Origin of the sequence: Streptomyces winkii (assembly GCF_032248595.1) — a bacterium.
In the GTDB taxonomy this organism is placed as follows: Bacteria; Actinomycetota; Actinomycetes; order Streptomycetales; family Streptomycetaceae; genus Streptomyces; species Streptomyces winkii.
This window is the reverse complement of record NZ_JASTTH010000005.1, coordinates 527,205-540,174: the sequence shown is the minus strand read 5'-3', so window position 1 is coordinate 540,174 and position 12,970 is coordinate 527,205. Positions and strand designations below refer to the sequence as shown.

Below are 12,970 nucleotides of genomic sequence, written 5' to 3'. Positions count from 1 at the left end.
CCTCCTTCCGGCCTCAGCCCGCCTCCGGCAGCGCGAAGACCGCGCACGTGGTGGTGCCGTGCGCGTAGAGCCGGCCGTCCTCGGCGCCGGTCACCCGTGCCTCGGCCGTCGCCGTCGTACGGCCCACATGGAGGGTGCTGCCCTCGCAGCGCAGCGTCGGGGTGTCGCCGAAGACCGGACGTACGAGGTTCACCCCGAGCTGGACGGTCGTGTAGGCGCGGCCCGCGGGCAGGGTGCTCATGACCGCCGTGCCGAGAGCGGAGTCCAGCAGCGTCGCGAGGAAGCCGCCGTGCACGGTGCCCATCGGGTTGAACAGATGCTCCCCGGGCTCGCCTTCGAAGACCGCGCGCCCCTCCTCGGCCTCCACGAGCCTGAAGCCGAGGGTGCCGCAGATGGGCGCCGGGGGCAGGTGCCCGTCCAGGCCGAGGCGGATCAGTTCGAGACCGGAGCGCTCGCCCGCGTCCCGGTATGTGGTGGGGGCCTCCCAGGTGTGGGTGCGCACGCGCGTGGTGCCGGTTCCCGCGGACCGGGCCGTGGACTGGGTCATCGTGTGTGATCTCTCGCTCGGTGGCTGTCGTACACCTCGAACCTACGGGCTGGGCGCGGGCCTTCGAAGTGTCGTGAACGACACTTCCGATACCGTTTCCGACATGGACATCGCGGTGCTCGCCTACGACGGCGTGTTCGACTCCGGGCTCGCCTCGATCCTGGACGTGCTGGCCACGGCCGACGCCATGCGCGGCGAACTGCCGCAGCCGCCGCCCGCCCGCGAGGTGGCGACGGTGGGCTTCCGCCGCCGGGTGCGCACCGGCGCCGGGCACACGGTCACGACCGTTCCGGTCGCCGAGGCCGCGAACGCCCGCCTGGTTCTCGTCCCCGCGCTCGCCGAGCGGCGGCCCGAGCGGCTGATCGGCCATGTCTCGGGGCCGGAGTCGGCCGCGCTGCGCCGGTTCGTCCGCGAGACGCGCGGCAGGGACGTGCCCGTCGCCTCGGCCTGCACCGGCACCTTCCTGCTGGCCGAGTCCGGTGTGCTCGACGGGCGCCGGGCGACGACGAGTTGGTGGCTCGCACCGGTCTTCCGCAAGCGCTACCCGGCCGTCGACCTGGAGGAGACGAGCATGGTGACGGCCTCCCGGGGGGTGACCACGGCGGGCGCGGCCTTCGGGCACGTCGACCTCGCCCTGGCGATCGTCCGCATGACCAGCCCCGCGCTCGCCGATCTCGTCGCCCGCTATCTGGTCGTGGACGAGCGGCCGTCGCAGTCGGCGTACACGATCCCCAGCGCTCTCGCGCAGAGCGACCCCACGGTGGCGGCGTTCGAGCGGTGGGCCCGGCGGCACCTGGGGGAGGCGATCGCCATCGGCAGCGCGGCGCACGCGCTGGGCGTCAGCGAACGCACCCTCCAGCGGGCCGTGCGGCGGACGCTCGGCACCTCGCCGGTCCGCTTCGTCCAGGACCTGCGGGTCGAGCAGGCCTCCCATCTGCTGCGCACCACCGGGCTGTCACTGGAGGCCGTCGCCCGGAGGGTGGGCTACGAGCACGCCAACACGCTGCGGGTGCTGCTGCGCGAGCGCGCCGGGGTCACGGCGGGAGCGCTCAGGCGCGGCCGGCGCTGAGGTGTCCGGGGGCCCGGCCCGCGCCGGGTCCGTTCCCAACCCGCCTCAGGGACCGGCCAGTTCGGCGACGCCCGTGATGCGGTGCAGCGGGTATGTGCGGATCTCGTCCGCGGTGTGGTCGTACGCCGTCACGAAGCCGCCCTCCACGCGCACCGGCGCGATCACCCGCTGGCTGGCCGCGCCGTCGGCGTTGACGTAGCCGATCCACAGCGCGTCTCCCGAGAGCACCGCCGACCGCATGGTGGCGATCGTGTCCGCCGACGTCGTACGCGGCAGCGCACCGCCCGGCGCGACGGGCGGCTTCGGCACACGCCCCGGCGGTCTGGGCGGCTTGTGCTGCGCCGTCGCCGCGTGGTCGCCCGCCCTGATGGCTCGTACGGCGGCGGTGAGCAGCGCCGCGTCCGGAACCGGGGGGCCGTCGGGCACCGGCTCCGGCGGGGTGCGCGGCGGCGTCCGGTGGGCGTCCGCGCGGGAGATCAGCACATCGCCCTCGGCGGACTCGGCGGCCGGCGCGTAGCCCATCTCCCGCAGCCTCGCGAGCAGTTGGTCCGGCGGCAGCGGCGAGGCGAGAACCGTGGGCGCGAGCCGCCGCAGCCGCATCGACGCGGAGCGCTTGTCCGCCGTGATCTCGGTGAGGAGGGCGTCGTCGTCGCAGCGTACGTACGAGGACGCGGCCCCCACGCGCAGCCTGCCGTGTCTGCGTGCCACGTCGTCGACGAGGTAACTCAGCGGCTGCGGCACGGGTGTTCGCGAGTGCGTGGCGAGGAAGGCGTGGATGTCGCTCGCGGTGCGTCCCACGTCGAGAGCCCGGCGCACGGACGCGGGAGTGAACCGGTAGACGGTGGCGCCTCCCTTGGACTCGACGTCGGCCAGCACGCCCAGCATGGCGGCGAGCGGCCGCTCCAGCGGGCCGGGCGCGACGGCCGTCAGATCGGCCTGGAGCAGGATGTGGTCGAGCGGCTCGGGAAGGAGCGGGGCGAGCTGCTCGGCGGCACGCGCCGCGGCCGTCTCCAGCTCTCCCGTCGTACGGACGCCGCCCTGGGCCTGGGGTGCGAGCAGTTCACGCGCATACGAGGCGAGCGCGCCGCGCCCCGTCAGGCCGAGCAACTCGGCCTCGTGCAGGGCCCATTCGGCCAGCTGCGTGCGCAGGTCGCCCGGGGCCTCGCCCGCTGCGCTGCCGGCGCCGCGCAGCGGGCGCTCCCAGCGCAGCCTGTCCAGCACGGAGCGCTGCGTGGGGGCCGCGCCCGGGTCGAGGGAGGTCAGCAGCTCCAGGGTGCGGCGGCGCACGTCGGCGGTGAGGCCGCGGTCAAGCCCCTGGCCGAGGGCCGCGAGGCCGCGTCCCTTGGCGTCGCGCGTGCCCACGAGCCCCGGCACACGGGTGCCGGTGAGCCAGCGGAGCACGACGTGCGCCCAGCGCTCGTGTGCGGGGCGGCCCAGCCAGTCGTCGTACGCGGGCGTGGGCGCGTATCCCTCGTCGGGTTCGCCGTCGGAGGCCAGCAGGCCCGCCGCGTAGGCGAGTTCGATCCAGAACGCGGCCGTCGGCTCGGGCGTGTCCAGAGCCGTGGCCGTGCGCTTGAGGTCCCGTACGCCGAGGCCGCCCGCGCGGAGCACGGACGGCGGGTCGGTCTCCCAGTCGGACAGCAGATCCTCCAGGGTGCCGAGGGCTGCGAGGGCCTGCCCCGCCGCCGTCTCGTCGACGGCCTCCTGCGGATACTCGCGCCGGGTCGCCAACGGCGGTGCCAGCGGCTCGACTTCGCGGTGCGCGCGGCCCGCACGCAGATGCAGCGCAACCTCGCGCGGCAGGACGACGGTGCGCGGCGCCGTCCGGACAAGCAGGGCACGGTCGAGGAGCCAAGTCACGGGCGGCGAGGGCGAGTCGGTCTGCACGGAGCCGTACGGCGGGCCCCAGCGGAGTCTTTCGAGCATCACGAGCGACTCGGGCGGCGCGTCCTCGAGGAGCGCGTCGGTGCGCTCGCGGTCGGCGAAGAGCGAGGTGAGCGCGGACAGGGCGCTCACGGGGTCGTGTGTGGCGGGGAGTCCGGCGTTGGCGAGGATGTCCTGGAGCCGCCCCGGAGACATCCCCGCCGTCGCCTCGGCGAGCGTCGGACCCAGCCCTGTCGGCGAGGGCGCCGAGGGGGCGGGCGTGAGCAACTCCCGTACGGTGCGCACCAGATGGAGCCGGTCGTCGCCGCCCCACAGCAGGGCCTGCTCGCGCAGGGTGCGCAGGGCGCGGGGCAGTTCGCGGGCGACGGCGTCCGCGTCGGCCGCGCCGGCCGCCCCAGGGTCCCCTCTGGCGCCCTGGCCCGCCTGCTCGCGCCCGCCGCCCCCGTCCTCCCGGTCCCCCGTGAGGAGCGCTTCGAGCACGGCGTACGAGCACGGGTCCGGCGCGACGGCGATGGCCTCGGCGGCTTGCAGCGCGAACCGGTCCAGCCGCTCCACCGCCCGTACGACGGAGGCGCGTGTCCCAGCGCGGGTCGCGAGCTGGGTGAGGTCGTTGGGGACGGGCGAGAGCAGATCCGGGCGGGTGCGGAGCAGCTCGGCGAGCGCCGCGTCGTCACGGGCGCGCAGATCGTCGGCGAGCGTACGGGGTGCGGCGGTGCTGTCGCCGCTGTGCGCGGTGCTCATCCAGCCCACGTTAGCGCGGGCGGCGCAGGGTACCGTCGTGGGCGAGCCTGGCAAACGGCAGGGCAGGCGCCAAGGAACAGCAGTCGTTGGGGAATTGGTGGGGATCGAGAGCGACAAGCTCGTATTCGATTATCTGAGCCGGATCGGCGACCTGGCCCACAGCACGCCGATGACGGCCGCGGAGCGGGCACGCCTGGTGAACGGCCTGCGCGGCGAGATCGACCGGTTGCGCGCGGAGCAGGGCGGGGCCGAGAGCAAGGCCGCCGTGAAGAAGATCCTCGCGCGGCTGGGGCGCCCGGAGGAGGTCGTCGAGGCGCGCGGCTCGGTGGGCTCGTCCGGAAGTCCGTCCGGGAGCCCGTCCGGTGGCGAGAGCGGCGACGGCACGGGCCGTTCCGGCTCGAAGGTCTCGCTCGGCAAGGACCCGGCCGGGTCCTCGGCGCCCTCGGCCCCCACCGCGTCCTACGGTGCGTCCGCACCCCATCTCGCCGGGATGGACGAGCTGGGGCCCGAGGAGTCCGACCCGGACTGGTGGCGGGTCGACCCGAGTCCGTACGCGGACGGCGGCGGCAGCCGTACGTTCGGCGAATCCGTGCCCGGCTTCGTCGGCGGCATCGAGCTGCCCGAGCTGCTCAAGCCCCCGCCGGGCGGCGGCGAGGAGGACGACGCCCGGCCCGGCGACGCCCGTTCCGGCGGCACGCGGCCCCGGGTTCCGGTGCCCGCGGCGCGCAGGGCAGCGGACGACGAGGCCGCCGACGACGCCGATGCCGAACCCGAAGCCGCGGGCGGCGGGCGGCGGCTGTGGCCGGGGCGTGCGCGGTTCGCGGCGGGAGGTCCCCGCGTCGGCGGAATCGTGGAGTGGGCCGCGGCCGCGCTGCTGGTGGCGGGCGCCGTCATCGGCTCGCCCTACCCGCTCGGAGCGGGCTGGCTGGCCGCGTGGTGGTCGCCGCGCCTGAGCCGTACGGAGGCCAAGTGGGCCGCCGGGGGCATGCCCGGACTCGTCGCTGCGGGCACCGCGGTGTGGCTGTGGGGACGGCTCGACGGACGCTGGGGCGAGCCCCTCGACGAGGGCGGGGACGCGCTCGGGCGTGCGCTGATCGACGCGGGCCCGGTGGTGCTGCGCGTCGCCGCGGTCGCCAGCGCGCTCTTCCTGGTCTGGCGCGCGCGGCGTCCCCGGGCGTGAGCACGCCGGAGGCCGCCCGCGCGGGGCCCGTACGAACGGCGCCGAGCGCTTGAGGCAGTGCCTGAGGCAGTGCTCGCGGCGGTGCTTGAGGCAGTGCTCTCGGCGGGCTACGTGGCGGTGCGCGGGGGCGGTCCGCCGTGGGACGCTGGCCGTCATGGCCCAACTCACGGTGGCGACGTGCCAGTTCCCGGTCGGAGCCGACATCGGCCGCAACTGCCGTTACGTCATGCGGCAGATGAGGTCCGCGAAGGAGCAGGGCGCGCACCTCGCCCACTTCCCGGAGGCGTGCCTCTCCGGCTATGCGGGCCCGGACTTCGACGACTACCGGGGATTCGACTGGGAGTTGCTCGAATCCGCCACGCGGCGCGTGCTCCAGCTCGCCGCCGAACTGCGGCTGTGGGTGGTGCTCGGCTCGACGCACCGGCTGACCGGGGGGTCCCCCCAGGTCCGTCAGGGCCGAGGGGGAGGGCACAAGCCGCACAACAGCCTGTACGTCATCGACGACACGGGCAGCGTCGTCGACCGCTACGACAAGCGCTTCTGCTCCGGCGACCCGGCCGGACGCACCGGCGACCTCGCCCACTACACGCCGGGCGACCACCCCGTCGTCCTGACCGTGCGCGGCGTCCGCTGCGGGGCGCTGATCTGCTACGAGTACCGCTTCCCGGAGCTGTACCGCGAGTACAAGCGGCAGGGCGTGCAGCTGGTCCTGCACTCCTTCCACGCCGGGCACATGACGCCCGGCAAGCTCGCGGCGATCCGCGAGGCGATCGGCGAGGACGTGCTTCCGCTCAACACCGCCGACACCTACCCCGGCATCACGATGCCGGCGGCGATCACCGGCCATGCGTCCGCGAACCACGTCTGGATCAGCTGCCCCAACTCCTCCGCGCGCGAGAGCGGTTGGGGCGCCTTCTTCGTACGCGCCGACGGCGTGACCACGGGACGGCTGCCGCGCAACCGCACCGGCGTGCTGATCTCCACCGTCGACACGGAGGCGCCGCTGTACGACTCCACCGAGCACTGGCGCGGCCGTGCCATGGCGGGAACCCTCAACAGCGGTACGACGGTGCGGGATCCACGCTCCACGGACCGTACCTGCATCTGAGGGTCCCGCCACGTCGTGGACGCCGCCGCTGCCCGGCCGGGGTGAACGCCGCGCGACCGGGCAGGATGGCCGCCATGGCACCGCACGACCCGCACCGGCACACTCCGGCCGACGGCGACGGCCGAGTCCCCACCGTCGGCTTCGACCTCGACATGACGCTCATCGACAGCCGCCCCGGCATCAGAGCGACCTATGAGGCGCTGTCCGCCGAGACCGGCGTCCACATCGACGCCGCCCTGACCGTGACGCGTCTCGGCCCGCCCCTGGAACAGGAGTTGGCGCACTGGTTCCCCGACGACGAGATCCAGCGTGCCGGCGAGCGCTACCGGGAGCTGTATCCGCGGCACGCGATCACCTCGTCCCCCGCCATGCCCGGCGCCCACGAAGCCGTCGCGGCCGTACGGGAGTCGGGCGGCCGCGCCGTCGTCGTCACCGCCAAGCACGAGCCGAACGCGAAGCTGCACCTGGCGCATCTCGGCATCGAACCCGACGCCGTGGCGGGCTGGTTGTGGGCGGAGGCCAAGGCGGAGGCGCTGCGCGAGTTCGGCGCGAGCGTCTACGTCGGCGACCACACCGGCGACGTGCGCGGAGCCAGAACCGCGGCCGCGCTCTCCGTCGCGGTGCCGACCGGCCCCTGCGGTGCGGAGGAACTGCGTGCGGCCGGTGCCGATGTCGTGCTGACCGGAGGGCTCGCCGAGTTCCCCCGGTGGTTCGCGGACCACTGCTCGCGCCTCTGACCGAGAGCACCTGGCGCAGCGCCCTCACCAGCCGGGAAGGGCCATGGCCTCGGGAAAGAGCGAGGCGACTGTGACCACTGTGACGCGAGGTATCGCCCCGGCGCCTCAGCCCCCGGAGAGAGCGCCGATAAGGGGGAGCGTTCCGCCGGATCGTACGAGAAGATCACCGGGGCGGGACGTTTCAGTGTTCACGCGGCGAGGGTAGATCGGTGGGCAACTGTACGGAGAACCGCTCGGTGGCTCCCCCTGGGTCCCAAGGGGCCCGGGAGTACCCCAGTCGCCGGGCACCGGGGGGTTAGCCTTGGTGGTGAGCGGGTCATTCGGCCCGCTCAACGTGCTCTTCGGAGCCAGATTCAGGACGAGATCACAGCTATCAGGACGCAGCCGAGGCTGCCCGGCAGTACGAGGACGAGGACAGACGTGCCTACCGGCAAGGTCAAGTGGTTCAACAGCGAGAAGGGCTTCGGCTTCCTCTCCCGCGACGACGGCGGCGATGTCTTCGTGCATTCCTCCGTGTTGCCCAGCGGTGTGGACGCCTTGAAGCCCGGCCAGAAGGTCGAGTTCGGCGTCGTCGCCGGGCAGCGCGGTGACCAGGCCCTCTCGGTGAGCGTGCTGGACCCGGCTCCCTCGGTCGCGGCGGCGCAGCGGCGCAAGCCCGACGAACTGGCCTCCATCGTCCAGGACCTCACCACGCTGCTCGACGGCGTCGCGCAGGGCCTCGAACGGGGCCGGTACCCGGACCGGCAGCACGGCCGCAAGATCGCGGGCATGCTGCGGGCCGTCGCCGACCAGCTCGACGTCTGAGCCGCCGCCGGTGAGCCGTCTCCGGCGGCGAGGCCGGGCGCACGCCGCGTTCGGCGTCCCGCGCGGTCCCGCCTAGCCGACGGAGAGGGACGGCGGCGGCGGAAAGGCGAGAGCGTGGTCGGGGATCGCGGGAACCAGACCCTCCGCGGCGGCGCGGGTCAGCAGGCCGCGTACCGCCGCGATGCCGTCCTCGCCGAGATCCGCGGTGAACTCGTTGACGTAGAGCCCGATGTGCTGGTCCGCGACGGCAGGGTCCATCTCCTGCGCGTGCTCCAGCACATACGGCCGTGACGCCTCCGGGTCCTCCCACGCCATCCGCACCGACTCGCGTGCCGACTCCGCCAGCTCGATCAGCGTCGGCGTGCCCAGGGAGCGGCGGGCGATGATGGCGCCGAGCGGGATCGGCAGACCCGTCGTCAGCTCCCAGTGCTCGCCCATGTCGGCCAGGCTGTGCAGCCCGTACTCCTGATACGTGAAGCGCGCCTCGTGGATCACCAGCCCGGCGTCGACCCGGCCGTCGCGGACGGCCGGCATGATCTCGTGGAACGGCAGCACGACGACCTCGCCGACGCCGCCCGGCACCTCCTCGGCCGCCCAGAGCCGGAAGAGCAGATACGCCGTCGAGCGCTCGCTCGGCACCGCCACCGTCTTGCCCTTGAGCGCCCCTCCCCCCAGGGCCTCATGGGCCGGGGTGGTACCCCCGGCCACCGGCTCGCGCGTGAGGACCAGCGGGCCGCAGCCGCGGCCGAGCGCACCGCCGCAGGGCAGCAGGGCGTACTCGTCCAGCACCCACGGCAGCATCGCGTACGAGACCTTCAGTACGTCGCCCTCGCCGCGCTCCGCCATGGAGTTGGTGACGTCGATGTCGGCGAACGTGACGTCGAGCGGGGGCGCGCCGGGCACGCGGCCGTGCGCCCAGGCGTCGAAGACGAACGTGTCGTTCGGACACGGTGAATAGGCGATGCTCAGCGGAGCTCCGGAGCCGTTTCGGGCGTCCTGGTGGGGCGGGCCGCCCTGGTCGCTTCGGCCGCCGGTGCCGCCGGTGTCGTCGGTGCTCATGGCTTCCATGCTCGCAGCACCGGCAGCATTGCCGCGCACGCGGTCCCGAGAGCGTCCAGCGCCTCGGGGATCCGCCACGCCGCGCGGTCCCTCGGCCCGACGGAGTTGGAGACGGCACGCAGCTCCAGCGCGGGCACGCCGTGCACGGCTGCCGCCTCCGCCACCCCGAAGCCCTCCATGGCCTCGGCGACCGCGCCGGGGTGGCGGGACGCCAACTCCCGGGCGCGCCCGGCGGTTCCGGTCACCGTCGAGACGGTGAGCACCGGTCCGGACGCGGCGCCCGTCGCCTCGGCGACGGCCCGCACGAGAGCGGGAGGCGGGCGGTGCTCGACCGTCCCGAAGCCCAGCTCGGCGACGGAGACGAAGCCCGTCGGGGCCTCCCCGCCTGCGGCAGGGGGAATGACGGCACCCAGGTCCGCGGCCACGATCGACGACGCGACGACAGTGCCCCCGAGGGGCTGCCCGAAGCCGCCGGCGATGCCCGCCGACACCGCGAGCGCGAAGGGCGTGCCCGCGGCGGCGGCCGTGGCCAGAGCGGTGGCAGCGCCCGCTGCGGCGGCGGCCGGGCCGACACCGGCGGCCAGCACCTCGACGTCGGCGGCGTCTCCGCCGCGCTCCAGACGGGAGGCCACCGCGTCCCGTTCCGCTTTGACGGAGGTGACGATCAGAATCCGCGCTCGCCGCATGGCCGCAGGCTACCGGCGCCCGGAGGCCGGGCCGGCGTCGGGCGGACGTCGGGCGGATCAGGCGACGCGTGGGTGCGGGGTGCCGTGCCTGGCGGCGCGGAGCAGACCCCGTACGGAGAACACCGCCCCCGCGGCGATCACGGCCGCGCCGACGCCCATCCCCAGCGGCGCTATCAGCGGCAGCGAGATCCCCAGCCCGCCGCCCACGACCCACGACATCTGCATCAGCGTCTCCGAGCGCGCGAAGGCGGACGTACGGATCTCCTCCGGCATGTCCCGCTGGATCAGCGCGTCCAGGGACAGCTTGCCGAGCGCCTGGGAGATCCCGGCGGTCAGCGCGACGACGGCGACCGTCACCGTCCCGTAGATCGCCGCCGCGGTCACGACCGCGCCCAGCGCGCAGGCCAGCACGCCCGCGATGATCACTTCAGGGCCTCTGGCCTTGAGCCACGCCCCGATCGCCGTGCCCAGCGCGTTGCCTCCGCCCGCGGCGACGGCCACCAGACCGAGCGAGAAGGCACCCGAGAGTCCGGTCAGCGGCTGGTCGCGCAGGAGGAAGGCGAGGAAGAAGGTGAGGAAGCCGGACAGGCCGCGCAGCGCGGAGTTGGCGATCAGCGCGCTCCGTACGGACGCTCCCACGGTCCGCAGCCCGGGACGCTTCTCGGCCCGGCCGTCCCGGCCGTCCCGGCTCGGTGCGGGCACGAGCCTCGCCTTGCGCTCGCCCTTCGCCGAGTCGACCTTGCCGGGCAGCGAGAAGGACAGGAACGTGCCCAGGACGAAGACGGCGAAGGCCCCGTACAGCGGCAGCGCCGGCCCGAACTGATGCAGCCCCGCGCCGAGCGGGGCCGCCGCCCCCGTCGCCACGAGCCCGGCCAGCGTGACCCGCGAGTTCGCCTTCACCAGCGAGAACGTCGGCGGCAGCAGCCTCGGCACGACGGCCGAGCGCACCACCCCGTACGCCTTCGACGCCACCAGCACGGCCAGCGCCGCCGGATACAGCTCAAGGCCCCCCGAGGCCACCGCCCCCGACATCGCCAGCGCGAGCAGCGCACGCGCCAGCATCGACGCGGCCATGGCGGCACGGCGCCCGTGCGGCAGCTTGTCCAGCAGCGGCCCGATCACGGGCGCGAGGAGCGCGAACGGGGCCATCGTGACGAGGAGATAGAGCGCCACCCGCCCGCGGGCCTCGCCCGTGGGCACGGAGAAGAAGATGGTGGAGGCGAGAGCGACCGTGATCAGCATGTCGCCCGCCGAATTCACGGCGTGCAGCTCGATGAGCTTCCCGAGACCGGACTCCCCGGCGCCCTCTCCGTGAGTGAAGCGGCGGAGTCGACGGGCCACCGCCGCGGGTGGCCGTCGTACGGCACGCGCGGCCCCGCGAAGCAGACGACGTCCGCGTCCAGGCTCGGCAGCCACGCGCTTCAGTCTGCCCCACCGCCGGTGGCGGATGCGGACAGTCCACGCCGGACGGACAGTTCGTGCGACAGCCCGTGCGTCGCGGTCGTACGGAATCCCTCCGGGACGATCCGGCGAATCCGTGGGGTAGCGTGGTCGGCGGTGCGCTCCGCACGGCCCCGAGCGGGTCGCGGACGTCGGCAGCGGCTCCCCGGTCCCGCTCCGTCCGTGAACTGCCCGTCCCCTACGCGGCCGCCGTACGGGAGTGCACGCCGATACCGGCGCTATGGCGTAGGAGAGACGATTCTTGTGAGTGCTGCATGACCGCCGCGACGCGAAGCGGCCGTACCCGCCGCGCCTCAGTTCCCGACCGGCTCTGCGCCGAAGCCGTCGGTCTCGCGCGTGAGGCCGTCGAGGCCGCCGCCGGGCCCGGGCAGGTCGGCAACCACATCGAGGCCGTCGCCGACGGGGACCGCGTGGTCACCCACTTCTTCGAGTGCCTGGAGCCCGCCTACCGCGGCTGGCGCTGGGCGGCGACGCTGACCCGCGCCTCGCGCGCGAAGACGGTCACTCTGGACGAGACCGTCCTGCTGCCCGGTCCGGACGCGCTCCTGGCCCCCGAGTGGGTCCCGTGGAGCGAGCGGCTCCGCCCCGGCGACCTCGGCCCGGGCGACCTGCTGCCGACGGAGGCGGACGACCTGCGGCTGGAGCCGGGGGGCGCGGCGGCGCGTGGTCCCGGCGAGGCCGCCGGTGCCGGTGGCGCGGCCGGTCTGGGCGTGCGGCCGGGGGCCGTGACCGAGGAGCTGGAAGAGGTCGCGGAGTCGGTGGACGCGGACCTCGAACCGGTTTCGCCGAGCAAGGTCGTACCTCCGCCCGACCGCGGCACGATCGCGGAGGTCGCTCAGGAGCTGGGCATGGGCCGCCGCCGCGTCCTCTCCCGGTACGGGCTGGACTTGGCGGCCGACCGCTGGGACGAGGAGTACGGGGCGGACACGGCCATGGCCCAGTCCGCACCGGCGAGCTGCGTGACGTGCGGGTTCCTGATGCCGCTGGCGGGGTCGCTGCGGCAGGCGTTCGGCGTCTGCGCGAACGAGTACAGCCCGGCGGACGGGCACGTGGTCTCCCTGTCGTACGGATGCGGGGGCCACTCGGAGGCGGCGGTCATGCCGAAGCCTCCGCAGCCGCCGCCTCCGGTGATCGACGAGACGCGGGCGGACGAGCTGTCGTAGGCGTGGCCGGTGTGTGCGCTTCCGGTTCGTTCTCGGTGCCGGGTGCGGGTTCGCTTTCGGTTCGTTCGTGGTGCCGGGTGCGGGGCGCTCCGGGGGTCAGTCCGGACGGCATGATTTACGGCCTTTCGCCCCTCGGAACACCCCCGAACCCTCTGGCTTGCGGGCCGCAAATCACGCTTGAGTGTCCGGACATGCCCCCCTGCGCACCCCGCCCCCTCCCGCAGTCCGGCGGCTCTCCCTTCGTGGTCCCAAGGGGGCACCGCTCCCCATAACCATCTGGCCCGGCCGCGCCTACGCGTACGTCCAACCACCCCCGATCAGCGGCCGGTTGAGAACCCGGAGACCGTGCCGCGCTGGTCGGAGTCCACAAGGGGAAGCCGCCGACGGACGTGAGGGGGTGGGGCGCGCAGGCGGTGGTTCCGGGAAACTCAAGCGTGATTTGTGGCCCGGCATCAAAGATCAACGGATCTGTTCCGTGAGGCCTGGGGCCAAAAATCATGCCTTCCCGGAGCCGCCGCCGGAGCGCCCCGC

The 12,970-nt window shown here is 74.3% G+C and carries 11 protein-coding genes; 6 read left to right on the top strand and 5 right to left on the bottom strand.

Annotated elements, in window-relative coordinates:
• Positions 1 to 13 precede the first annotated feature (13 nt).
• Positions 14 to 547: a PaaI family thioesterase gene (locus QQM67_RS18005; protein ID WP_314174914.1), complete on the bottom strand. Its 534-nt coding sequence runs from the start codon at positions 545 to 547 to the stop codon at positions 14 to 16.
• Positions 548 to 650: 103 nt separating this feature from the next.
• Between QQM67_RS18005 and QQM67_RS18000 the strand changes: the two genes are divergently transcribed.
• Positions 651 to 1,616 carry a GlxA family transcriptional regulator gene (locus tag QQM67_RS18000; RefSeq protein ID WP_314174913.1) on the top strand — a complete coding sequence of 322 codons (966 nt, stop codon included), beginning with the start codon at positions 651 to 653 and terminating at the stop codon, positions 1,614 to 1,616.
• Between the two features lie 45 nt (positions 1,617 to 1,661).
• On the opposite strand, the gene QQM67_RS17995 is transcribed toward QQM67_RS18000, so the two are convergent.
• Positions 1,662 to 4,241, bottom strand: a complete 2,580-nt coding sequence (locus tag QQM67_RS17995) for a helicase-associated domain-containing protein (RefSeq protein WP_314174912.1) — start codon at positions 4,239 to 4,241, stop codon at positions 1,662 to 1,664.
• Between the two features lie 97 nt (positions 4,242 to 4,338).
• Here QQM67_RS17995 and QQM67_RS17990 point away from each other — a divergent pair, with 97 nt between their 5' ends.
• The 4 genes from QQM67_RS17990 to QQM67_RS17975 all read left to right on the top strand — a co-directional run bounded on the left by QQM67_RS17990 (position 4,339) and on the right by QQM67_RS17975 (position 8,070).
• On the top strand, positions 4,339 to 5,421 hold the full coding sequence (locus tag QQM67_RS17990) for a hypothetical protein (RefSeq protein ID WP_314174911.1): 1,083 nt from the start codon (positions 4,339 to 4,341) through the stop codon (positions 5,419 to 5,421).
• A gap of 154 nt (positions 5,422 to 5,575) precedes the next feature.
• Positions 5,576 to 6,529 carry a carbon-nitrogen hydrolase family protein gene (locus tag QQM67_RS17985; RefSeq protein WP_314174910.1) on the top strand — a complete coding sequence of 318 codons (954 nt, stop codon included), beginning with the start codon at positions 5,576 to 5,578 and terminating at the stop codon, positions 6,527 to 6,529.
• A 74-nt stretch (positions 6,530 to 6,603) separates the two neighbouring features.
• Entirely contained in the window at positions 6,604 to 7,266 is a 663-nt protein-coding gene (locus QQM67_RS17980; protein WP_314174909.1) for an HAD family hydrolase, read from the top strand.
• Positions 7,267 to 7,686: 420 nt separating this feature from the next.
• Positions 7,687 to 8,070, top strand: coding sequence for a cold-shock protein (locus QQM67_RS17975; protein ID WP_314174908.1), 384 nt, complete (start codon positions 7,687 to 7,689; stop codon positions 8,068 to 8,070).
• A 72-nt stretch (positions 8,071 to 8,142) separates the two neighbouring features.
• Here the strand turns inward: QQM67_RS17975 and QQM67_RS17970 are convergent, their stop codons facing one another.
• Genes QQM67_RS17970 through QQM67_RS17960 form a run of 3 tightly spaced genes read right to left on the bottom strand, consistent with a single transcriptional unit; the run spans position 8,143 to position 11,240 of the window.
• Positions 8,143 to 9,129 (bottom strand): 1,4-dihydroxy-6-naphthoate synthase, encoded by a 987-nt coding sequence (locus tag QQM67_RS17970; RefSeq protein WP_314174907.1) that lies wholly within the window; start codon positions 9,127 to 9,129, stop codon positions 8,143 to 8,145.
• Positions 9,126 to 9,815 carry a futalosine hydrolase gene (locus tag QQM67_RS17965; protein WP_314174906.1) on the bottom strand — a complete coding sequence of 230 codons (690 nt, stop codon included), beginning with the start codon at positions 9,813 to 9,815 and terminating at the stop codon, positions 9,126 to 9,128. Before QQM67_RS17965 ends, QQM67_RS17970 begins: the two co-directional genes overlap by 4 nt.
• A 57-nt stretch (positions 9,816 to 9,872) precedes the next feature.
• Positions 9,873 to 11,240, bottom strand: coding sequence for an MFS transporter (locus tag QQM67_RS17960; protein ID WP_399067111.1), 1,368 nt, complete (start codon positions 11,238 to 11,240; stop codon positions 9,873 to 9,875).
• 290 nt (positions 11,241 to 11,530) lie between these two features.
• Here QQM67_RS17960 and QQM67_RS17955 point away from each other — a divergent pair, with 290 nt between their 5' ends.
• Positions 11,531 to 12,439 carry a DUF3027 domain-containing protein gene (locus tag QQM67_RS17955; protein ID WP_314174905.1) on the top strand — a complete coding sequence of 303 codons (909 nt, stop codon included), beginning with the start codon at positions 11,531 to 11,533 and terminating at the stop codon, positions 12,437 to 12,439.
• The last annotated feature ends 531 nt before the right edge of the window (positions 12,440 to 12,970 follow it).

Excerpts from the sequence above, each read along its gene's own strand:
- QQM67_RS18005 (WP_314174914.1), bottom strand. The coding sequence starts at position 547 with ATGACCCAGTCCACGGCCCGGTCCGCGGGAACCGGCACCACGCGCGTG.
- QQM67_RS18000 (WP_314174913.1), top strand. The coding sequence starts at position 651 with ATGGACATCGCGGTGCTCGCCTACGACGGCGTGTTCGACTCCGGGCTC.
- QQM67_RS17995 (WP_314174912.1), bottom strand. The coding sequence starts at position 4,241 with ATGAGCACCGCGCACAGCGGCGACAGCACCGCCGCACCCCGTACGCTC.
- QQM67_RS17985 (WP_314174910.1), top strand. The coding sequence starts at position 5,576 with ATGGCCCAACTCACGGTGGCGACGTGCCAGTTCCCGGTCGGAGCCGAC.
- QQM67_RS17980 (WP_314174909.1), top strand. The coding sequence starts at position 6,604 with ATGGCACCGCACGACCCGCACCGGCACACTCCGGCCGACGGCGACGGC.
- QQM67_RS17970 (WP_314174907.1), bottom strand. The coding sequence starts at position 9,129 with ATGAGCACCGACGACACCGGCGGCACCGGCGGCCGAAGCGACCAGGGC.
- QQM67_RS17965 (WP_314174906.1), bottom strand. The coding sequence starts at position 9,815 with ATGCGGCGAGCGCGGATTCTGATCGTCACCTCCGTCAAAGCGGAACGG.
- QQM67_RS17955 (WP_314174905.1), top strand. The coding sequence starts at position 11,531 with ATGACCGCCGCGACGCGAAGCGGCCGTACCCGCCGCGCCTCAGTTCCC.